Source organism: Neoalteromonas flava, assembly GCF_002807685.1.
GTDB classification, from domain to species: domain Bacteria; phylum Pseudomonadota; class Gammaproteobacteria; order Enterobacterales; family Alteromonadaceae; genus Alteromonas_E; species Alteromonas_E flava.
This window is the reverse complement of the sequence record NZ_PEAX01000004.1, coordinates 383,859-404,571: the sequence shown is the minus strand read 5'-3', so window position 1 is coordinate 404,571 and position 20,713 is coordinate 383,859. Positions and strand designations below refer to the sequence as shown.

15 protein-coding genes are annotated in these 20,713 nt (G+C 44.3%); 5 read left to right on the top strand and 10 right to left on the bottom strand.

The window, feature by feature from the left end:
- Positions 1-72: 72 nt before the first annotated feature.
- The 7 genes from rpoB to CSH92_RS11900 form a co-directional block, all read right to left on the bottom strand.
- A complete protein-coding gene (gene rpoB / locus CSH92_RS11930) occupies positions 73-4,098 on the bottom strand; it encodes a DNA-directed RNA polymerase subunit beta (protein ID WP_100657883.1) in 4,026 nt (1,341 codons plus the stop codon).
- Positions 4,099-4,381: 283 nt separating this feature from the next.
- Positions 4,382-4,756, bottom strand: coding sequence for a 50S ribosomal protein L7/L12 (rplL, locus tag CSH92_RS11925; RefSeq protein WP_100657851.1), 375 nt, complete (start codon positions 4,754-4,756; stop codon positions 4,382-4,384).
- Positions 4,757-4,810: 54 nt separating this feature from the next.
- Positions 4,811-5,329, bottom strand: a complete 519-nt coding sequence (gene rplJ, locus CSH92_RS11920; RefSeq protein WP_100643685.1) for a 50S ribosomal protein L10 — start codon at positions 5,327-5,329, stop codon at positions 4,811-4,813.
- A gap of 274 nt (positions 5,330-5,603) precedes the next feature.
- Complete coding sequence (gene rplA, locus CSH92_RS11915; RefSeq protein WP_100657850.1) at positions 5,604-6,296, bottom strand: 50S ribosomal protein L1; 693 nt, start codon at positions 6,294-6,296, stop codon at positions 5,604-5,606.
- Positions 6,297-6,300: 4 nt separating this feature from the next.
- Positions 6,301-6,729, bottom strand: a complete 429-nt coding sequence (rplK, locus tag CSH92_RS11910) for a 50S ribosomal protein L11 (protein WP_100657849.1) — start codon at positions 6,727-6,729, stop codon at positions 6,301-6,303.
- Between the two features lie 170 nt (positions 6,730-6,899).
- Positions 6,900-8,201, bottom strand: coding sequence for an MFS transporter (locus CSH92_RS11905; protein WP_100657848.1), 1,302 nt, complete (start codon positions 8,199-8,201; stop codon positions 6,900-6,902).
- 106 nt (positions 8,202-8,307) lie between these two features.
- On the bottom strand, positions 8,308-10,080 hold the full coding sequence (locus tag CSH92_RS11900; protein ID WP_100657847.1) for an ATP-binding protein: 1,773 nt from the start codon (positions 10,078-10,080) through the stop codon (positions 8,308-8,310).
- 277 nt (positions 10,081-10,357) lie between these two features.
- Here CSH92_RS11900 and CSH92_RS11895 point away from each other — a divergent pair, with 277 nt between their 5' ends.
- The 4 genes from CSH92_RS11895 to CSH92_RS11875 all read left to right on the top strand — a co-directional run bounded on the left by CSH92_RS11895 (position 10,358) and on the right by CSH92_RS11875 (position 15,049).
- Positions 10,358-10,990 (top strand): glutathione S-transferase family protein, encoded by a 633-nt coding sequence (locus CSH92_RS11895; protein WP_100657846.1) that lies wholly within the window; start codon positions 10,358-10,360, stop codon positions 10,988-10,990.
- Between the two features lie 106 nt (positions 10,991-11,096).
- Entirely contained in the window at positions 11,097-12,116 is a 1,020-nt protein-coding gene (locus CSH92_RS11890; protein ID WP_100657845.1) for a tetratricopeptide repeat protein, read from the top strand.
- Between the two features lie 315 nt (positions 12,117-12,431).
- The gene (gene zapE, locus CSH92_RS11885) at positions 12,432-13,913 is read left to right on the top strand and encodes a cell division protein ZapE (protein WP_100657844.1); all 1,482 of its coding nucleotides are present in this window, start codon (positions 12,432-12,434) and stop codon (positions 13,911-13,913) included.
- A gap of 671 nt (positions 13,914-14,584) precedes the next feature.
- Positions 14,585-15,049 carry a heme oxygenase-like domain-containing protein gene (locus tag CSH92_RS11875; RefSeq protein WP_100657843.1) on the top strand — a complete coding sequence of 155 codons (465 nt, stop codon included), beginning with the start codon at positions 14,585-14,587 and terminating at the stop codon, positions 15,047-15,049.
- 6 nt (positions 15,050-15,055) lie between these two features.
- Here the strand turns inward: CSH92_RS11875 and CSH92_RS11870 are convergent, their stop codons facing one another.
- Together CSH92_RS11870 and CSH92_RS11865 are read right to left on the bottom strand one after the other, a co-directional pair.
- Positions 15,056-18,067, bottom strand: coding sequence for an ATP-binding protein (locus CSH92_RS11870; RefSeq protein WP_100657842.1), 3,012 nt, complete (start codon positions 18,065-18,067; stop codon positions 15,056-15,058).
- A 704-nt stretch (positions 18,068-18,771) separates the two neighbouring features.
- The gene (locus tag CSH92_RS11865; RefSeq protein ID WP_100657841.1) at positions 18,772-19,503 is read right to left on the bottom strand and encodes a helix-turn-helix transcriptional regulator; all 732 of its coding nucleotides are present in this window, start codon (positions 19,501-19,503) and stop codon (positions 18,772-18,774) included.
- Between the two features lie 116 nt (positions 19,504-19,619).
- Between CSH92_RS11865 and CSH92_RS11860 the strand changes: the two genes are divergently transcribed.
- A complete protein-coding gene (locus CSH92_RS11860) occupies positions 19,620-20,012 on the top strand; it encodes a VOC family protein (protein ID WP_100657840.1) in 393 nt (130 codons plus the stop codon).
- A gap of 282 nt (positions 20,013-20,294) precedes the next feature.
- Here CSH92_RS11860 and CSH92_RS17370 read toward each other — a convergent pair whose 3' ends face one another.
- Entirely contained in the window at positions 20,295-20,654 is a 360-nt protein-coding gene (locus tag CSH92_RS17370) for an acyl carrier protein phosphodiesterase (RefSeq protein WP_338063738.1), read from the bottom strand.
- Between the last annotated feature and the right edge of the window lie 59 nt (positions 20,655-20,713).

Here is a 20,713-nt window from a genome sequence, read left to right as displayed (position 1 = left end):
TAGACCCGGCTCGCGAACCGGGCCTCACTCAAACAAACACCTTTCAGTCAGAAAGGTCAGCCAACGGCTCGATTAGTTCTCTTCTAACTCGATATTGATACCGAGTGAACGGATTTCTTTCAACAATACGTTGAACGACTCAGGCATGCCTGGCTCCATTCTGTGATCACCATCGACGATGTTCTTATACATCTTCGTCCGACCGTTAACGTCATCCGACTTAACAGTAAGCATTTCTTGTAGCGTATATGCCGCACCGTATGCTTCAAGTGCCCACACTTCCATCTCACCGAAGCGCTGACCACCGAACTGTGCTTTACCACCCAACGGCTGCTGTGTAACCAAGCTGTACGAACCGGTAGAACGGGCGTGCATCTTGTCATCAACCAAGTGGTTTAGTTTCAACATATACATGTAGCCGACCGTAACTGGACGCTCAAAGGCGCGACCGGTACGACCGTCAAACAAGGTGATTTGGCCACTTTCTGGCAAATCAGCCAACTTAAGCATTTGCTTAATTTCGTCTTCGCGGGCACCGTCAAATACCGGTGTCGCTACTGGAAGACCTTTACGTAGGTTATCAGCTAGACGCTTGATCTCATCATCTGTGAAGCTATCAATATCAACTTCCTGATGTGAATCACCTAACTCGTACACTTCTTTAATGAAGGCACGTAGCTTGGCCATTTCTTCTTGCTCTTTGAGCATGCGATCAATCTTCGCACCGATGCCATGTGCAGCCATACCCAAGTGAGTTTCAAGGATCTGACCGATGTTCATCCGCGATGGAACACCTAGTGGGTTCAAGACGATGTCGACCGGCGTACCGTTTTCATCGTATGGCATATCTTCAACCGGTTGGATGGTTGAGATAACACCTTTGTTACCGTGACGTCCAGCCATTTTGTCACCAGGCTGAATGTGACGTTTAACCGCAAGATATACTTTAACAATCTTCAACACGCCTGGCGCTAGGTCATCACCTTGAGTGATCTTGCGACGCTTAGCTTCAAACTTCTTATCAAAGTCATCTTTAGTTGCTGTGTACTGCTCAGCCGTTTGATCCAGTTCGTTTTGTGCATCTTCGTCCTTCAACGGGATGTCGAACCATTTCTCACGCGGCATGCCATCAAGCTTCGCTTGGTCAACGCCATTCTTAAGCAATAAATTTTGCGCACGAGCAAAGATACCGTCAGCTAAGATATTAAATTCGTCAGATAGGTCTTTCTTAACCTGACGCAACTGCATATCTTCGATTTCTAAAGCACGCTTATCTTTTTCTACGCCGTCACGAGTAAAGACTTGTACGTCAATAACTGTGCCGTGAACGCTGTTTGGAACGCGCAATGACGTATCTTTCACGTCAGATGCTTTCTCACCAAAGATCGCTCTCAATAGTTTTTCTTCTGGCGTAAGCTGGGTTTCACCTTTCGGCGTCACTTTACCCACAAGAATATCGCCGCCTTTCACTTCAGCACCGATATAAACAACACCAGATTCATCCAATTTACCCAATGCTGACTCACCGACATTCGGGATATCACCACTGATTTCTTCTGGACCGAGCTTAGTATCACGTGCAATACAGCTAAGTTCTTGGATGTGGATTGTCGTGAAACGATCTTCTTGCGCAACGCGCTCAGAGATTAAGATCGAGTCTTCGAAGTTGTAACCATTCCACGGCATGAACGCGATACGCATGTTCTGACCAAGTGCCAATTCGCCCAAGTCAGTTGATGGACCATCAGCCAATACATCACCAGCAACGATGGGGTCACCAACGTTACAGGTAGGCTTTTGGTTAATACAGGTGTTCTGGTTCGAACGCGTGTACTTGGTTAAGTTGTAGATATCGATACCTGCTTCACCAGCAACCATCTCTTCTTCATTAACCTTAACCACAATACGGCTGGCATCGACATAATCGATTACACCACCACGTTTCGCAACAACAGTTACCCCAGAATCTACTGCAACAGTCTTCTCCATACCAGTACCAACGAGCGGCTTATCGGCACGCAAGGTAGGTACGGCTTGACGTTGCATGTTCGAGCCCATCAAGGCACGGTTTGCGTCATCGTGTTCTAGGAACGGGATAATGCTCGCAGCAATTGACACGATCTGCTGTGGTGAAACGTCCATGTACTTGATGTCTTCTTTAGCCATCAAGGTAGTTTCACCACGGTGACGACAAGGGATCAAATCTTCCGCAAGTTCATCACCATTCAGCTCGACGTTAGCCTGTGCAATCGCAAACTGGCCTTCTTCAATTGCTGATAAATAATCAATATCATCAGTCACTTTACCGTCTACAATGCGACGATAAGGTGTTTCTAGGAAACCGAAATCATTGGTACGCGCAAAGCTTGATAAGCTGTTGATCAAACCGATGTTTGGACCTTCCGGTGTTTCGATTGGACAAACACGACCATAGTGAGTTGGGTGTACGTCACGAACTTCAAAGCCCGCACGCTCACGCGTCAAACCACCTGGACCTAGAGCAGAAATACGACGCTTGTGCGTAACTTCTGACAATGGGTTGTTTTGGTCCATGAACTGTGACAACTGGCTAGAGCCAAAGAATTCTTTAACCGCAGCAGAAATTGGCTTCGCGTTGATCAAGTCTTGTGGCATTACCGCATCAAGGTCACCTAAGCTCAGACGTTCTTTAACCGCACGCTCAACACGTACTAGGCCAACACGGAATTGGTTTTCAGCCATTTCGCCAACAGAACGGATACGACGGTTACCTAAGTGGTCGATGTCATCAACGTCATCTTTACCGTCACGAATTGTGATCAATTGCTTCATTACCGCAATGATGTCTTCGTTCTGCAGAGTACCAGCGCCGGTCAACTCTTCACGACCTAGGCGACGGTTAAACTTCATACGGCCAACCGATGACAAGTCATAACGGTCGTCAGAGAAGAATAAGTTGTCGAATAAGGTTTCTGCAGCATCTTTCGTTGGCGGCTCACCAGGACGCATCATACGGTAGATTTCAACCAATGCGTCTAAGCGCGACTCAGTTGAATCAATACGTAGCGTGTCAGAAATGTACGAACCATGATCAAGTTCATTGATGTAAAGGGTTTGTACTTCAGTGATGCCGGCAGTTTTCAATGCCTGCATGTTTTCCAGCGTTGCTTCATCGTTAGCATTAACAATAACTTCGCCAGTCGACTCATCGATATAAGTTTTCGCGTAAACTTTACCAACCAAGTACTCCATTGGTACTTCAAGTTCAGTAATTTTCGCTTTTTCAAGAGCACGCGTGTGACGCGCTGAAATACGGCGTCCGGTTTCAACCAGAACATTGCCGTCAGCGTCAATGATGTCGAACTGTGCAGTTTCACCACGCAGGCGATCTGGCACAACTTCCATCATGGCACGTTCGTCTTCAAAACGAATTTGAACAGACTCAAAGAATTCTTCAAGGATCTGCTCGGTGCTCATATCTAGCGCACGCAAGATAATAGATGCAGGTAACTTACGACGGCGGTCGATACGCACGAATAAGTTATCTTTTGGATCAAACTCAAAGTCTAACCAAGAACCACGGTAAGGGATCACACGGGCGTTATACAAAACTTTACCCGAGCTGTGTGTTTTACCTTTGTCATGATCAAAGAACACACCTGGAGAACGGTGTAACTGAGAAACGATTACACGCTCAGTACCGTTGATAACAAAGGTACCATTCTCAGTCATTAATGGGATTTCACCCATGTAGACTTCTTGTTCTTTAATGTCTTTAACCGTGCCCGGTGCTGCTTCTTTATCAAACAACACTAAACGAAGTTTAACTCTTAGCGGTGCAGAGTAGGTAACCCCACGGATTTGACATTCTTTAACGTCAAACACGGGTTCACCTAACCGGTAACTCACGTACTGAAGTTCTGAGTTACCCGAATAACTTTTTATGGGGAATACGGAACGAAATGCTGCTTCCAAGCCATATTGACCATCTGGATCGATATCAATAAACTTTTTAAAGGAATCAAGCTGGATTGAAAGAAGGTATGGAATTTCCAATACCTGTGGGCGTTTGCCAAAATCCTTACGGATACGTTTCTTTTCGCTATAAGAGTAAACCATTGGTCCCTCAGCCTGCTGATTTTTGACCCGACCTGCCACACCAGTGCGCACTGCTGTAACAAACTTCTAGTACCCTAATTTAGGGCAATCCCACTAGCTTACACCAAATTCTTAAACAATCGATAGCTAAGACGTTGGTTTTTTAATCTATTTTTGGGATTCCCATGCACTTTTTCGTAGAGAATTTCAGGGCAGAAAACGTCAATCTCTACAGCGCAAAAAGGCTGGTGATCAATAAATCACCAGCCCAAGCCTTTCAGCCAAGTAAATTGGTTAAACCAAATTACTTGATTTCAACTTCTGCACCAGCTTCTTCAAGCTCTTTCTTCAGTGCTTCAGCATCTTCTTTAGAAACGCCTTCTTTGATTGCTTTAGGAGCAGACTCAACTACTTCTTTAGCTTCTTTCAAGCCAAGACCAGTTGCGCCGCGAACTGCTTTGATAACAGCAACTTTGTTCGCACCGAATGAAGTCATGATAACGTCGAATTCAGTCTTTTCTTCTGCAGCTTCTGCAGCTGCAGCAGGACCAGCAGCTACTGCAACAGCAGCAGATGCATCAACGCCGAATTTTTCTTCAGCTGCTTCGATTAGCTCAACCAGTTCCATAACTGGCATTTCAGCAATCGCGTTTAAGATATCTTCTTTAGTTAGAGCCATGTCTCTAAACTCCTGGGTTTAATGTTAAAAAAATTACTATGCCAAAAACGGGAATTACTTCTCGTCTTTGATCGCCGCCAATACGCGCACAAACTTGGTTGGAACTTCGTTGATAGTGCGAACGAATTTGCCAACCGGTGCTTTGAAGGTTGCAAGAAGTTTTGCAAGCGCTTCGTCGCGAGTCGGTAGTGAAGCTACAGAATCCAATTTCTCTGGACCCAATAGACCGCTACCTAATGAAAGAGCTGTAACCTTAAGCTTGTCATTACCTTTCGCGTAGTCTTTAAACAAACGCGCTGCACCGCCTGGTGCATCGATAGAGAAGCCATAGATAAGCGGGCCAGTTAGCGCGCTATCAAGGTCTGCAAACTTACTGTCTGCTAGAGCACGTTTTGCAAGAGTGTTACGTACAACACGTAAGTAAACACCTTGTTCACGAGCTTTAACACGCAGGTCAGTCAGTTCTGCAACTTCCATCCCACGGTATTCAGCGACGGCAACGGATAGAGCTCGAGATGCAACGTCGTTAATCTCCGCTACGATCTCTTTCTTTGCTGCTAAGCCTAGTGCCACTGAGTTCACCTCTTTGTATCTGATAAACGCACTCAAAAGGTTGTTTATCAGGGTTCACAGATTGATACTTTAGATAATTGCTTATCGTAAGTACCGCTCTACGGTGTTCGTTACCCCAGAGAGTCTGAGTCGAAACCACCGTCTGCGCAGGCATTTAATTAAGCGGGCGTTAGTGTAGAAGGTCTCTTACCTCTTCCACCGCACCGCACCTGCGGTCTTGGACGGGAGCCACAATGTTAGCTGCGGCTCCAACCCATATTTTTTACAGAGATTTTTAGCTTAGAGTTGACTGATCCAGTGCAACGCCAGCACCCATCGTAGTGCTTAAGCTAACTTTCTTGATGTATGTACCTTTAGCTGAAGAAGGCTTCGCTTTGCGCAGCGCGTCTAATAATGCTTCTAGGTTTTCTTTGATTTGGTTTTCTTCAAACGCAATCTTACCGATTGACGCGTGAATGATACCGTTCTTATCGTTACGGTAGCGAACCTGACCCGCCTTAGCATTCTTAACTGCAGTTGCAACATCTGGTGTTACAGTGCCAGTTTTAGGGTTAGGCATAAGGCCACGTGGACCTAAGATTTGACCTAGTTGACCAACCACACGCATTGCGTCTGGGCTAGCAACTACTACGTCAAAGTTCATTTCGCCTTTCTTCACTTGCTCAGCAAGGTCATCCATACCAACAACGTCAGCACCAGCTTCTTTAGCGGCTTCAGCGTTAGCACCTTGAGTGAATACTGCTACGCGAACGTCTTTACCAGTACCGTTAGGTAGTACAGTTGCACCACGTACGTTTTGGTCAGATTTCTTAGCATCGATACCAAGGTTGATTGCAACGTCAATGCTCTCAGGGAATTTAGCTGTTGCTAGTTCTTTCAACAACGCTACTGCTTCTGAGATTGCGTATTCTTTAGTTGAGTCTACTTTTTCTGCGATTAGACGAGCGCGTTTTGTTAACTTTGCCATTCGCTTAGCCCTCTACGTTCAAACCCATGCTACGAGCAGAGCCCGCGATGGTGTTAACTGCTGCGTCTAAGTCGGCCGCTGTTAAGTCTGGCTCTTTAGCTTTCGCAATTTCTTCTAATTGTGCACGAGTAACTGTACCCACTTTTTCAGTGTTAGGACGGCCAGAACCGCTCTTGATACCAGCCGCTTTCTTCAATAGGAAAGACGCAGGCGGAGTACGTGTTTCGAACGTGAATGAACGATCTTCATATACAGTGATAACAACAGGAACCGGAGCACCTTTTTCTAGGCTTTCTGTTTTTGCGTTAAACGCTTTACAGAATTCCATGATGTTAACACCGTGTTGACCCAATGCAGGACCAACTGGAGGACTTGGGTTTGCTGCACCAGCACCCACTTGTAGCTTAATATAGCCAGATACTTTTTTAGCCATTTTGACAATCTCTCAGTTTGGGTAAAACGCCTCGCAAGTATCGAGATTACTTGCTCAATCGGCTCCCCGATAAAATTTAGGGTCGCGAAGTATAGGAGATGATTAAGTATTGTGCAAGCGTTGTTTGCCAATAATCGCGTGTTTTTTCAACAAAATTCGCTTTTGGCGTCTTATCGAGTCGGTTCGTTGTATGAGTCTTCAATTTCTGTAGGCGCTACAGGATCATTTTCGTCTAATAGTTGTTCATGCGCGATGGCTTCTTCGATACGTGGATCAAAGCTTGCAACCATGGGCGATGAAGTAATATCCGGCACCGTTACAATGTAGTCAGACGATATTGGTTTTTCCGCTTTTTGACGCGCATTTATCAACGTCAGTAAGACAAACATCACCACAGTCAATAACGCTATCGCGGCATACAGCGCCTGAAATCCGAATATGGTCATTACCTCTGCTAAGAGAAACGACCCCAAACTCGCTCCAGCGCCAAAGGAAATCAGCAATGCAGCTGACAAGCCCACGCGTTCGTCATCGGATACCCGCGAATTCGACATCGCCGACGCCAATGGATACAAGGTAAAAGCGAAAAGTCCAAATACAAAGGTAAATACCAGGCTAGTCTGTACATTTACCGGTAAAACAAAGAGAGCCAGGCTTGCCACACCGATAAACACAGCGTTCATGCGCATTAACCTGCTGCGCGTAAAGCGATCGGATAACAACCCCATCGGCCATTGCGCCAATAGACCTGCGAGTATCGTTAAAGTCATAAAGTTGGCGATTTGCGCTGAACTGAACCCAGCTTCCCGCCCAAAGGTAGGGGCTAAACCGTAAAAGCTACCACTAATAATTCCCGCAAACAGTACGCCGGTTAGGGATTGCGGGACGAGTTTAATATAGGCAAAAAAGCTAATGCTAACTGGCTTTAATGGCTGCGGGTGAATGCGGCGCGTGATCGCAATGGGCACAATCCCAATGGCCACAGCAAAACACACTAGGAATAGTGGTGCATAACCGAGCTCTGGGAACTTGGCTAACGCAAATTGACCAGCAATCATGCCGATGTAAGACGTGATCATGTAAAATGAAAACACACGGCCTCGTTGGTCTGGATTGGCCTGCTCGTTTAGCCAGCTTTCCAAAACCATATAGTTGCACATCATTGCCATACCAACGATTAGTCGTAATGCAAACCAAAGATAAATGTTGGCGGAAATGCCGTGTAATGCAACGCACGCAATCACAATAGCGGTACTGGCAGCATATGTCCGAATGTGACCTACAGACTTGATAAAGTAGTAACCCACCCGCGAACCAAATAACAGCCCAACGTAATAAAACGAAGACAACAAACCAATCCAAGTGGTCGCAATACCTTTACCGCCCATGTAAAGAGCGACATAAGTGGTTAACAAACCGGTTCCGGCAACCAAAAATAAATTGGTGATGTAGAGTGAAAGAAATGCGTTCATATTTATAGTTTATAGGTTGCACAGAGAAAGGCACAATAGCGCGTACGAATAAGATATCAGGAACTCGCCTTTAGCAGCAGAAACACTGCTCGGCATGAGCGTCAATTCATTTCTTAGCGTCAACCTGTTGTAAGATTTGGGTTAGCTGTTTTTGTTCGATGGGTTTGCCCAGTAGGAGATTTACACCTGCGGTTTTGACCATCTCGGCATCTTGCGCCTCAATATGAGCAGACATAGCAACAATGAAGCTATGCGCATTTTGTGAACTGGTCTCGCGGATCTTTTGACTCGCTTGGATCCCATTGAGCGTTGGCATTTGACAATCCAACAGAATGACGTCAAATGCTTGTTCCATGCAAACAGTTACCGCTTCCTCGCCATTAACAACCATGTGCGGTTGGATCCCAAAGTTATTAAAAAATGCTTCTAACACCAATCGACTTAGTGGTTCATCTTCAGCGATTAAAACCCGCAAATGACTCACATCTGGATCAGGAGATCGACTGACATTTTGGTATTCCGGCGATGTCGATTCTTCAACGTAGGCGCTGAATTCAACTGAAAACTCACTACCCCGACCAACTTTACTATTAACCTTGATCTCAGCACCGATAACGCGGCAGAGTTCAGCAGAGATCGCCAGTCCCAGACCTGAGCCGCCCTTTTCACGCCCCTCAGACAGTTGTTTAAAGCGTTCGAAGACGTGAGGAATATCTGCTTCATCGATACCCACACCAGTATCACTGACGGTAATGATGAAGCGGTCCGAACTTGCAGGGACTCGTTTTAGCGAAAGTCGTATATACCCCCGGTCAGTAAACTTAATTGCGTTAGACAAAAAATTTAATACGATTTGCGACAGCCGATTTTTATCCACGTGCACGAGGCGCGGCAACGCGCCTTCGGTGGTCATGGAAATACCTAGCCCTTTCGCCTCTGCCGTTATAGCAACTAAGTCAATGATTTCTTGGCAAAGCACGCCTAAATTACAGGGTTCGGTGCTTTGCGATTGCATCTTTGCTTCCGTTCGGCTGAGTTCTAAAATGCCATTAAGCAAGTTTAATAAAGTGGCACCTGCCGCCTGAGCAGTCTGTAAAGTCTTGGCAACCGCTGGACTCGTCGATTGTTGCTTAGCTAATTCAATTGAGCCAAGCAGCCCTTGCATGGGGGTGCGCAATTCATGACTCATGTCAGCAATGAACTTGGATTGTGCTAAGTTGGTTTGCAATGCTTGATCACGCGACAAGGAAAGTTCTTGATTGGTTTGCTGCAATTCAGCATTCAAACCTTGATTCTTTATCGCCAACTCAAAATTGCTCTGAATAGTCGAATTGAGTGACTTAAAATTCCCCCACAACAAAACCAAGTGCACCAGCGCGAGAAATGCAATCACGTAATTAAGTTGCCCACCGACCAACAGCAACCAAAAAATCATGGTGCAGAAAAGAGGCAAAACAAAGCAGATGAAAGAAGACTTAATAGCAGATTGCGCGCCAACACTCTCCATGGTTATGGCAATCAGCACTACCAACACCAAAAGTTCATACTCTAGTGGCAAATACATTATAAACATGGCACACATGCCGGCGGTTAGGCCGTTACATACATCAACCACTAGTAGTGCCTTTAGCCACTGCTGATAAGCATGTTCAGTGTTTTTGTTAAGACGATAACGTCGCAGCACGCTGAAACGCAGAGCACTACACAGAAGAACCGCCAACCACCAACCGAACAGTTGCATAGGTGGCACTTGTGCATAAAAAACGGCAACTAATACGCTCGCGGTAACCGGGAAAACATAGGTAACCTTGGACGTCGAGCGAACGAGCAAATCCAATTGTTGATCCTGAATTAATGTTTTGCTTATGTCAGATCCCATATCACCCGCTACGTAGTGTCACTCAATAAACGCTTGTCTTGCTACTATTTTGCATTGAACCATATTTTGCACAAACTTGATGACAACTGCGATCGTTAAATAGCTGATTATCATAGCAAAAGTAAATCAAAGCTCGAAACAATAATCACGACACAAAACTCGAGAAAAAGCTGCCTAAAAAACACCTTTTGTTGCAAATTTAAGCGTCATACGACGTAGTGTTAGCTTATACTCGCATAAACCGCTTTGCGATGAACTAAGGTAAGGAAATTTACCCATGCTAAAAATTTTAAGCTTTCCCGGAACCCGGGGATTGCGCATTACCTGGGCTGCCGAAGAACTCAACATTCCCTACGAGTATCAACTCATCAATCTATATCAGGGTGAGCATAAACAACCCGCCTACCGCAGCATTTCACCCTTAGGGAAAGTTCCGGTTATTCAGGACGGAGATTTGGTGATTGCAGAATCGGGGGCAATAGTAACTCATCTTGCCGATAAGGTAGGCCGCATGATCCCCACCTGTGGCTCAGATGCGCGTGGACGATTTGAACAAGCGATGTACTTCGCCCTAACCGAATTAGAGCAACCGCTTTGGACCATTGCCAAGCATACCTTTGTATTCCCTGAAGAAAAACGTGTACCAGCAATCATAGAGGTGGCGCAATGGGAGTTTCAACAAGCATTGAAAATACTCAATGAAATGTTAGCCGATAACGAATTTATCTTGGGCGCAGATTTTAGCGTTGCCGATATTATCACGGGACAAATCCTAATATGGGCACAAAACGCCAAGCAGCCAATCCCTTTCGATTCAATATCAGCTTATGCTGAGCGAGTGGTAGCCAGGCCTGCATTGAAACGTGCTAAGGAAGCCGAGGCACAAGCAAAGAACCACTTGCAAAGTTAGTTTTTGCTTCACAGCAGAAACTTTTAGGGTGGGTAAAAGTCTTAGGAAGGTCTTGTTTAGCATCGCACACACGATTTTTACTACCCCTAACTTAGGAAAGGACACCATGTTAAAGCAGATTCTTTTTTTGCAATTCGCTCTACTATTGCTCAGCACAAATGTTTTTGCTGCGAACGAGCAAGCTATCGAAGAAGCCTTCTATGCCGGAGATGATGAGCGAGTCATCCAATTGGTTAGCGAACTACCAGAAAGCGACGCTACAGTGAAAACCGCTCAATGGCATACGCTTGCCCTGTTAGGGAAAGATTTGGACGACGCCGAAGCCATTGCTGAACACGCGGTTAAAACGTTTCCTAACGATTATCGCGTGTATTTAACCCATGCGACGGTTATGGGCGCGCAGGCATCAGATTCAATTTTTAGTGCCCTGGGTTATGCAGAGAAGGCTCTGAATAGTTTAGAAACAGCCATTCAAGTAGCACCCGAGGAAGTCCATCCCTACATGGGTCTACTCGGCTTTCACCTAAATGCCCCCTCCATCGCCGGTGGTGATCTAGATGAGGCGGCAAAATTAGTGACTAAAATTAAAACCATTGATCCAGAGTTAGGTGGCCTGGCAGAGATTCGCTTAGCTCGCGCTCAAGATGAACCTTTCGAGCAAAAGCTTGAATTGTTACTAGCAGACTATCCCCATTCCTTACCCATCCTTAGTTACGCAGCCAACGTTTTCAATCGCGAAGAACGTTGGACAGAAGCAAACCAGTATTATCAAAGGATCACGGAGCTTACCGCTCAAAACACTACGGAATCTGACAATGCAACTGAAGCTAGAGAGCTGTTTACCAGTCAACTAAATGCTCACTATCAACTGGCACGGATCGCTCTCTTATCAGGGGATAATAGCGCAGCTGCGATACAGCATGGTCAAACCTTTATAGCTGGGCGAGAAGATAAGAAAGCGATTCAACGTGACTTGCCCTCGAAAAGCTGGGCACAGCTAAGACTTAGTGAGCTTTACCTAAAGGCTGACCAACCAGCACAAGCCAAAGCAGTGTTTAGTGAAATCGCTATAGAGGACGATAAAAACTTCAAGAAAACTTATAAGGCAGTAAAGAAGCGACTATGATCGGATAACAGCTATTAAGTTTGGAGTTTATGCAGTGAAAAACCGTCATCCTTGAGAAATCGAGGATATGCTGAAGCAAACAGCTGACGTTAGAAAATTCGAACTATAAGACTATCTTGAGTGAGGAATCATCATACTGTTAATCAAACTTGGCCTCAGATAACTCTGTTTAAATATGAAATATTCAAAACTGGCTTGCACAACTTTAGGGGACGCTTGTCTTAGAAACTTGAGTCTTTAATACAAATCCATTTGATACCCTTTCAGAAATCTGGTGTACAACATCATTATGTTGATAAACACATCAGGACCATAATGAAGACTGTGATGAAGAGTATGACAGCAAAACATCGCGTCGCTCGGCGGTACATCCCGACGGGTCCCGTTACAGCGGCTTATGAACTCAAGGTGGAAGCGGGGGAGATGCAACGAGATGACGCGCAAGTCGCTCTGGCGGCAAAATTAGATGCCCTGCACGAGTCTCTTGCCTCGCTCCCACCAGTAGCCGTGCGTACTGAAAATCCGACAGAGAGCAGCCGTACAAGCAGTAGTTCACCTGTACTGGCGCGACCCCTGGCATCGGCCCAGTCCTTTCTTCGAAAGAAGTTCCATTTGTGGTCTTTTGGTCCACCACCGCGAGGCATATATATTCATGGACCGGTCGGGGTCGGCAAGAGCTTTCTAATGGATCTCTTTTACGCGTCGGTTACTGTTCCTGATGATGATTCTTGCTGCAATAATGACAGCGACAGCCTCAAATACGCGAAAATTACCAAACGCCGCATCCACTTTCATGAATTCATGCTAGACGTTCATCATCGGATCTTTGTCTACAAACAGAAGCACCCACGAGATGATGCGATTCCCGTTATTGCGCAGCAATTGGCACAAGAGGCCCAACTCCTCTGTTTCGATGAATTTCAAGTGACAGACGTTGCCGATGCCATGATTTTGAAACGACTGTTTTTATTATTATTGGATTGGAATGTCGTGGTGGTGGCCACCTCGAATCGCGCCCCCGATGCATTGTATGAGGGAGGCATTAACCGATCCCTCTTTTTGCCATTCATAGACATGTTAAAACACACGTTCGACATTATTTCCATGGAGGATTCCGCCAAGGATTATCGACTCGAAACTTGGGCGGATGGTCAATCCTATTTTTGGTCAAACAAGGATGTTCATGGCGATAATAATAGTACTGAGAACACACAGGCGCAGTTGGAAGAAATATTTGGTGGCACTGCATCCGAAACTGAGGCCGAGACTATTCCTGTTCTCTTTGGTCGCACCGTGCAGGTCACCCGATTGAATGACCGGTGCGCCTGGTTTGACTTTTCCGAGTTGTGCTACCAACCGCTCGGGGCGGCCGATTATATTTCCCTCTGCGACCGATTTCCGGTCATCATCATGGAACGCGTCCCCCAACTGGATGCCAATCACCTCAACGAAGCGCGACGATTCGTGACCCTTATTGACGCGTGTTATGAATCTCGCACCCGCTTGGTGCTGGCGGCACAAGTCCCGCTCTACGAACTGTTTGTTGATTTTGAAGCGCAAGTCGAAAGCAGCGATGGAGATGGAGAATTAATTGTCAGTGATAAAGGGGGGAACTCGAGTTCTTTTGCGACGACCATTATTCGTACCAAAGAGGGGGAATATTATGAGTGGTCGGCGACGGGTCGAATTGGCGTGTCATTGGCACAATTATCGTCCGCCAATGATCTCGCCTTTTCCTTTCGACGAGCCGCGTCTCGGTTGGTAGAAATGGGTGGAAAGGAATGGGGACGGCAATAACGAAATATCTTTATCTTGCATTCACTAATTGAACTCAAGGTACTTTGAACACCCACGAGCTACGCTGACTGGCATCAAAAGACAACTTCCTACCCGTCATCCTCGAGTAATCGAGGATCTCCTGAAGACAATAACCGTTCGTTCAGCCTTAAGCAAAACTCAATACAACGAATGAACAAATTTTACGCAGTTAGGGCACTAGCATTCAAATAGGCGAGGATTGTGTTTAGATGTTGGCAAACGAAAACACCCTACAGTGAATCTCGATACTTGAAGGCATTAAGAGAGAAATTCTCCACTTTTAAATGCATAAAAGGGTTGTCGAATGACTCAGGTCGTGAAGCGGTCACCTATACTATTTAAAAAATGAAAGAGTCGGAACCAGATACTTCTTGAATAGCTTCTCAACTTAATGATGAGAGTTCACACTTTTCTATATCTGAAACTGCATTATTGGATGACCATTCTGTAGCGTCTGGATAACGAATAATCAGTTGTTTTTTTGATAATTGTTTTAAATGTTTCGTGCTAGCACGTCTCTTAAGCTACATTTTAATTACAGTGTAAAAATGAAGAAATAATATAGAGTGACGATTCTGCAAAAGTTACGAATAGACACATGTGTGTTACACGACCGGGTTGAAAATCAATATCCTTTCAATAGGTTATTAATGCGTGACTTGACTCGCGAAGAGTACACGAGCGTGTTAATAAAGATGCTCTCTTGGCATACCGCGTTAGAGCGTTTATTTACAATTATGTTACCGCCAGACATAGTCAAATTCGTCGGAACAACTGACTATTCTTCGCCTCTCAGGGACGACCTGAATTCACTAGAATATACCGAATTAGATACTACAAGCGAAGCAGAGCTTGATATTTGCGGTCCCGATCAGATAATTGGAGCTATTTATGTGATGCTTGGTAGTACTAATGGTGCAAAAATTATAAGTCGTCACTTAAAAAGGGTTAAACCTTTGTTTCCGATTCATTATTATACTGAATGTGCGAAAGAAGCGGAAAGCTGGCAACAGTTTATAGCATGGTTAAGTGATTACGATAAAGATATGAGCCAAAAACAGCGTAAATCAGTTCTCACTGGTGCCAGAAAAAGCTTTGAGTTTTTACTCGATTAATTTGATTTATATTTCTTTTTCACTCAACACATTTTTGAGTTCAGCAAGTCCAAATGGTTTATGAAGCAGTTGGTTCACTTTAATACCTAGCTTACTCAAGCCATCAATCGTTTTGGTGACATCACCGGTCATTAATACAACAAATATTTGATGCTCTTGAGGTAAGTTTGAAATCATCTCTTCACCTGACATTAAAGGCATTTGAGAGTCAACTAACAGAATGTCAAAGTGCTCTTCTTTTATTTTTTTCAAGCCCTCTTGAGGTGAGCTAGCTATAGTACTTTCTAGTCCGAGAGTTTCAACTTGCAGTTTGAGGACATCCAATAAATCCTCCTCATCGTCAACGATAAGTACTTTGTTAACTGTGATTTCTTTATGGTTTACTGAATCTTCAATACCTTTTTCGCAAGGAGATGAGGTGACTTTTAAAGTAATGGTTACTTTTGTGCCTTGCCCTTTTAAGGATTCTAACTTTATATCTCCATTATATTGTTTTAGCAGTTGGCGTGAAATTGGGAGGCCGAGTCCGGTGCCTTTTCCGGAAGGTTTGGTAGTATAAAATGCTTGAAAAATCTTTTCTATAACGTCTTGAGGGATCCCTGCACCATTGTCTATTACGTTGATCACATAAGCATCATCAACTCTATTACCTTCTATTTTTATGCTTTTTTCTTTAATGTCTTCAAGTGCATAAATTGAATTGTTAATTAGATTTACAAGAATCTGTTGTAACAGCGAGTTTTCTATCATTACCCATGTGTCTTGGTCTTTTAAATTTTGGGTGAAGGTTATGCCCTTTTTACCGAAGAGTTCCTTCATGAGTTCAACGATTTCTTGAACCGATTCGTATGCTTTACATGCGGAGCTTTGGACATCAGTGTAAGAACGCCTTGTCAAACTCCGCAGCCCCGAAACAATTTTTTCAATTCGTTTGCTCGCTTTTTTGGCTCGAGTGTTATGAGATAAGATATGCGGATTCATTATTGGTAACTTATTTATTTCAAGCTCTTGTAGTTCTAGGCTATTCAATATTACCGATAGTGGGTTATTAATTTCATGTCCAACCATCGCAGTCATCTCGCCGAGCGAAATAAGCCTACTTTGCTCGGCGGTCTGCAAATTTGCTGTTAAGTTAGTATCGGTTTTCCATAACTCATCGGTAATATCTACGTTAGTACCCACAATTCGGGTAACATCGCCAGCTTCTGATAACACACACTTACCATGAGCTCTTACTAGTCGGATTCCCGTTTTAGGGTTTTTTATGTGAAATGTAGATTGAAACAACTGTTTTTCGTGAACACATCGTTCATAGGTTGCAGCTATATCATCCCGCTCTTCCTCGACCACCGATGAGAGCCATGATTCATAGCTGTTATCAAAAGAGGATTGTTCGATACCATAAATATCAAACATGGCGTCACTCCAACTCAGGACGCCAGATTGAATATCCATTACCCATAACCCAATGTCACTCGTTTCTGCGATTACTTGAATTTCAATGTTTTTACGTTTTTGGGAAAGAGAGAAGTACGCTTCTTTTAGCAGAGCATGCAAGCTGTTGATAATTTGTAAATCAGCTTCGGTCCAGTCTCTACATGAACCGCTCATGGTTTCTTGCCAAAGAGCAAATGAATTCCGCGGTGAGAGCATAGTTACATCATTTAAAACCGCTTGCTGGGTTTTCTCATTGGGATTCCCAGCCCAATTGACCACTTGAGTAATTTCCTTTCGAAAAAGGACGATATAGTTCCTTTGGCAGTTATTGTCATTTGCATTGGGCAATGCAAGAACGATTGCGCCAGCACAACCGGCTAATTTAGATTCATCACTGTCAAGCCATGCCAACGAGCTAAAACAACGAGGTTTCTGGTCTTTAATATCAGATTCTTTGCAAAGCTCTGGATAAAACTCAGTCGAAACCACCCTTTTATATGTATGAATGGTTTTACCTTCAACAAAGGCTATGCCGTCGCATTGAGTTAGATTAAGCAACGTATTGGCGACTTCACGGCCAGTAAATGGCTTTTCTAATATTCCCATAAGTGCCATAGGGGAAAGCTTTTTTAAAACACCCGCCTGTCTTTGAGAAAGTGTTTCTCGTTGCATGCGCTCAACTAATAGTGAAACCATGAGCGCGAAAGTCCCACATGCTTCACGCTCAGCATAGTTTAATAATTTTTCTGACCCATAGTGATGACAAGCGATCAACCCCCACAGTTTTCCTTCAACGAGTAAAGATAGAACCAATGTTGCTTTAACGCCCATATTGGATAGATATTGTATGTGCATAGGCGATATTGCACGAGAATCAATTTTTGATAAATCGATGGGTGATGAGTCATTGCTAGCTTGAATTAATGGAACGGGACTATAGTTAACATCATGAATCATACGGGTAAGTTTTTTGGTGTATAACTCTCGGGCTTGAGTAGGAATATCCGTGTGGGGGTAATGAAGCCCTTTGAAAGCTTCTAGTTTGGCTTCTTTGCTCTCTGCGATTACCTCTCCATTCCAATCTTTATCAAAGCGATAGAGCATGCATCTGTCATACCCTGTATAATTCCTTATGTTTTCTACAATAGCGTCAAAAAAGTCTTGTGACTCTGACTTGCCGGTGAAATCAGCAGCAAGTTTCTGCAGTGCTATTTGTTGCTCTTTGAGCATTTCCAGATTTCGCTTTGACGATTCAATTTCAAGAAATATATAAGAATTCTTTGGCGCTAAATCAGTTACGTGGACTGTATATGACGAATTATTAAAGTAAACATCAGTGATGATGTTATTCGCTTGAATCTCAGTTCCCGAAATACTGTTTAACAGGGGAATTTCGGATATGTTGCGGCCAATGCATTGTTCGGGCTTTAAATTTAACAATAAACCAATGTTCTCACTCACTGCAACGACTTGGAAAAGAGAGTCTAAAATTATTACGTATGCAAAAGGTTGAATTGCCCCAGGGATGTGGATAGGTTCTTTGTCACAATTTGATAGCGTTGTTGATTTAATATGATTCATGTGGGCTTAAGTTACACAATACTATATAAGTAATAGAAGTATTCGAAATGAATTACAATTGAGCTAAATCAATTAAACATGCTTTATCTGTTTTAAGGTTAAGGTTCCGCTTTCCTGAATTATCCTCTTGGAACTATGAAAGTACTTTTTTCATTAACCTAGCCTGAGTTTTACAATTCATGTTAGGAAAAAATAAATAAAGGGGTATTTATTTTTTTTTATCGCTTTGTAGTCACTTTCCACCAATGCTTAAGAGCTTACACAAATCGGACAAATCAGTCGTTCGTTACTTTGTTACTTTGACGGTATCGCTTGCACCGGCAAAGCGTTAATTGTTAAAGCATTTCTCAACTACGAAGGCTTGTTATTGCAAAAAGATAGCTAGCCTTATTGGCAAGTCCCTGCTAAGAAATACATCGCTAGGTTCAAAGGTGACAACAAGGGAAAGTAAAAACCTCGCATTCTAATTATTCGTTCCAGTGCTTTTTTCACAGAGCTCCAACACTGCCTGCCGAGGGGACTGAAACATCCATTTCGAACTAGAGTTGCTAAAAATATATTGAATATCCGCTTAATGTCCATTTCTGATTGGGGTTTGGCCCAAGTATTAACGTCAGCTTCACGTTCGCAGCAGGTCCTGACTCTCGTCAGGATGATGGGCTAATGGAGGCACAAAAGAGATGCCTTCCTTCAAACTTATAAAATCAAAGATTTGAATTCGTATCGCAATCAATCGAACCCTCATACTCCGCTTGCTCGCTGGCAACAATCGCCATATAGGCAGCTAAATTTTTACCTTTTTCATCCTTGAAGCGGTCATGGAGTGGTGTGAATCCTGAAATCCGGTCGATGCGAAAGTTTCTGAAAGACTCTCTTAACTCACACCAGCCGGTTAGCAGCCATACCGGGCTAAATGAGGTTAAAGCCAACGGCCGAATGGTTCTAACGGTTAACGAATCGCGTAAATCTAAATAGTTAAATTGCACCCGTTGTTTACGCCGAATGCACTCCCTTAATTCGGAAAAATCCACTTCCCATGGAATTTTATAATGGCTGGGCGCAGAAAATGTGGTTATTTGAGCCAGTTCATTCAGCATCGGGGCTGAGAGTGTTGCTTGGATCTTCTGATATGCGCTTTGTGCTTTTTGCGCAAATTTTTTATCCGTCCAGTTAGTCACCAAACTGATACCTAAGGCAATCGCTTCAACTTCATCAGCATCAAACATGATCGGTGACAAATGGTATTTCTTGTCGATCACATACCCCACGCCCGCTTCTCCTAGAATGGGTACACCGTTATCTTGCAAATCTTGAATATCGCGATACAGCGTACGCACACTGACCTCAAACTCAGCAGCTAGCACTTCGGCGGTGACAGCGTGATGCATTCGCCGCAAATAATGCACAATTGCATTAAGCCTTTCGGATTTACGCATAACTCAGCTCTGCTTGGTTTACTTTTATTTAGTCTACATAAACATTACTGACACTAGATGTCAGTAGTCAACGACTATGCTCTTTTACGCCATCATTCAGCACAGAGGAGAGAATAATGATCGGATATGTAACATTAGGAACCAGTGATTTACAGCGCGCAGCTGGATTTTACGATGCGTTGCTCGCAACCATCGACGCGACACGCTTTATGGAGGAAGAAAACTATTTCGTCGCTTGGGCACGCAAGCCTGATGAATGTGCACTTTCAGTCACTCTGCCCTTCAATAAAGAGCCGGCTACGGTGGGCAATGGCGTCATGGTTGCACTTATTTTAGACAACCCCGAACAAGTCGATGCGTTTTACCAAAAAGCGCTGGAGCTTGGCGGCACTTGTGAAGGCAAGCCAGGTTTTCGCCCAGAAGGCGCTACACAGGGCTTTTATGCCGGTTACTTCCGCGATTTAGATGGCAACAAACTAAATGCGTTTTGTATGGTAGAAAACGGCTAACCCATAGTCGGACTTAGTATGAAAGTCACCGAGTCATTAAACGGTGGGTTCACCGTTTAACCCCTCAGTGACTTTCAACACATGCTCAAGCGCTTGCGGATAGAACGCTAAAAACTCAGATTCCATTACCTCGCGTTTGGCCTTCACTAGTTTTGTTGCTTCCAGTGCAAATTCGATTCTACCGTTTAAGCGACGCTCTATTTGCAGCAATGCCCTGAATACTGCCGCTTCATCGTGATAATCGGCGAGCCATTGGTAGTTGAGTAGCCCTTCGCGTACTTGCTAGAATCGTGAGTTGAGTTGGACGTTTGTTGTGTTGATCTCAGCGTAAAACTTGGCTAATACATGTTCCAGCTGAGTCGACTCTATACGTGACCAATGGCGGCACAGTAGGTGGTCGAAATACACATCAATGATGATCCCAGACATACGCCGTAACGCCGGCGGAAAATGCTCACGTAACTGGCTAATGACCGGGTGGCTATCGGTATAGCTATCAATCGCACGGTGCAGGCGGATACCGGTTTGTAACTCATGCGGGAATCGTGTTAGGTCACTGCCTTTTACAAAGTCACCTAAAAAGTTTCCAACTAAGCTCGTTTGTGAAACATGCGCCATGTGAATATGTGCCAAATAGTTCACGCCAGTCTTCCCTCTTTCGCAATGTGAGCACTACTTTAAGCGGTACGAGCAACAACAAT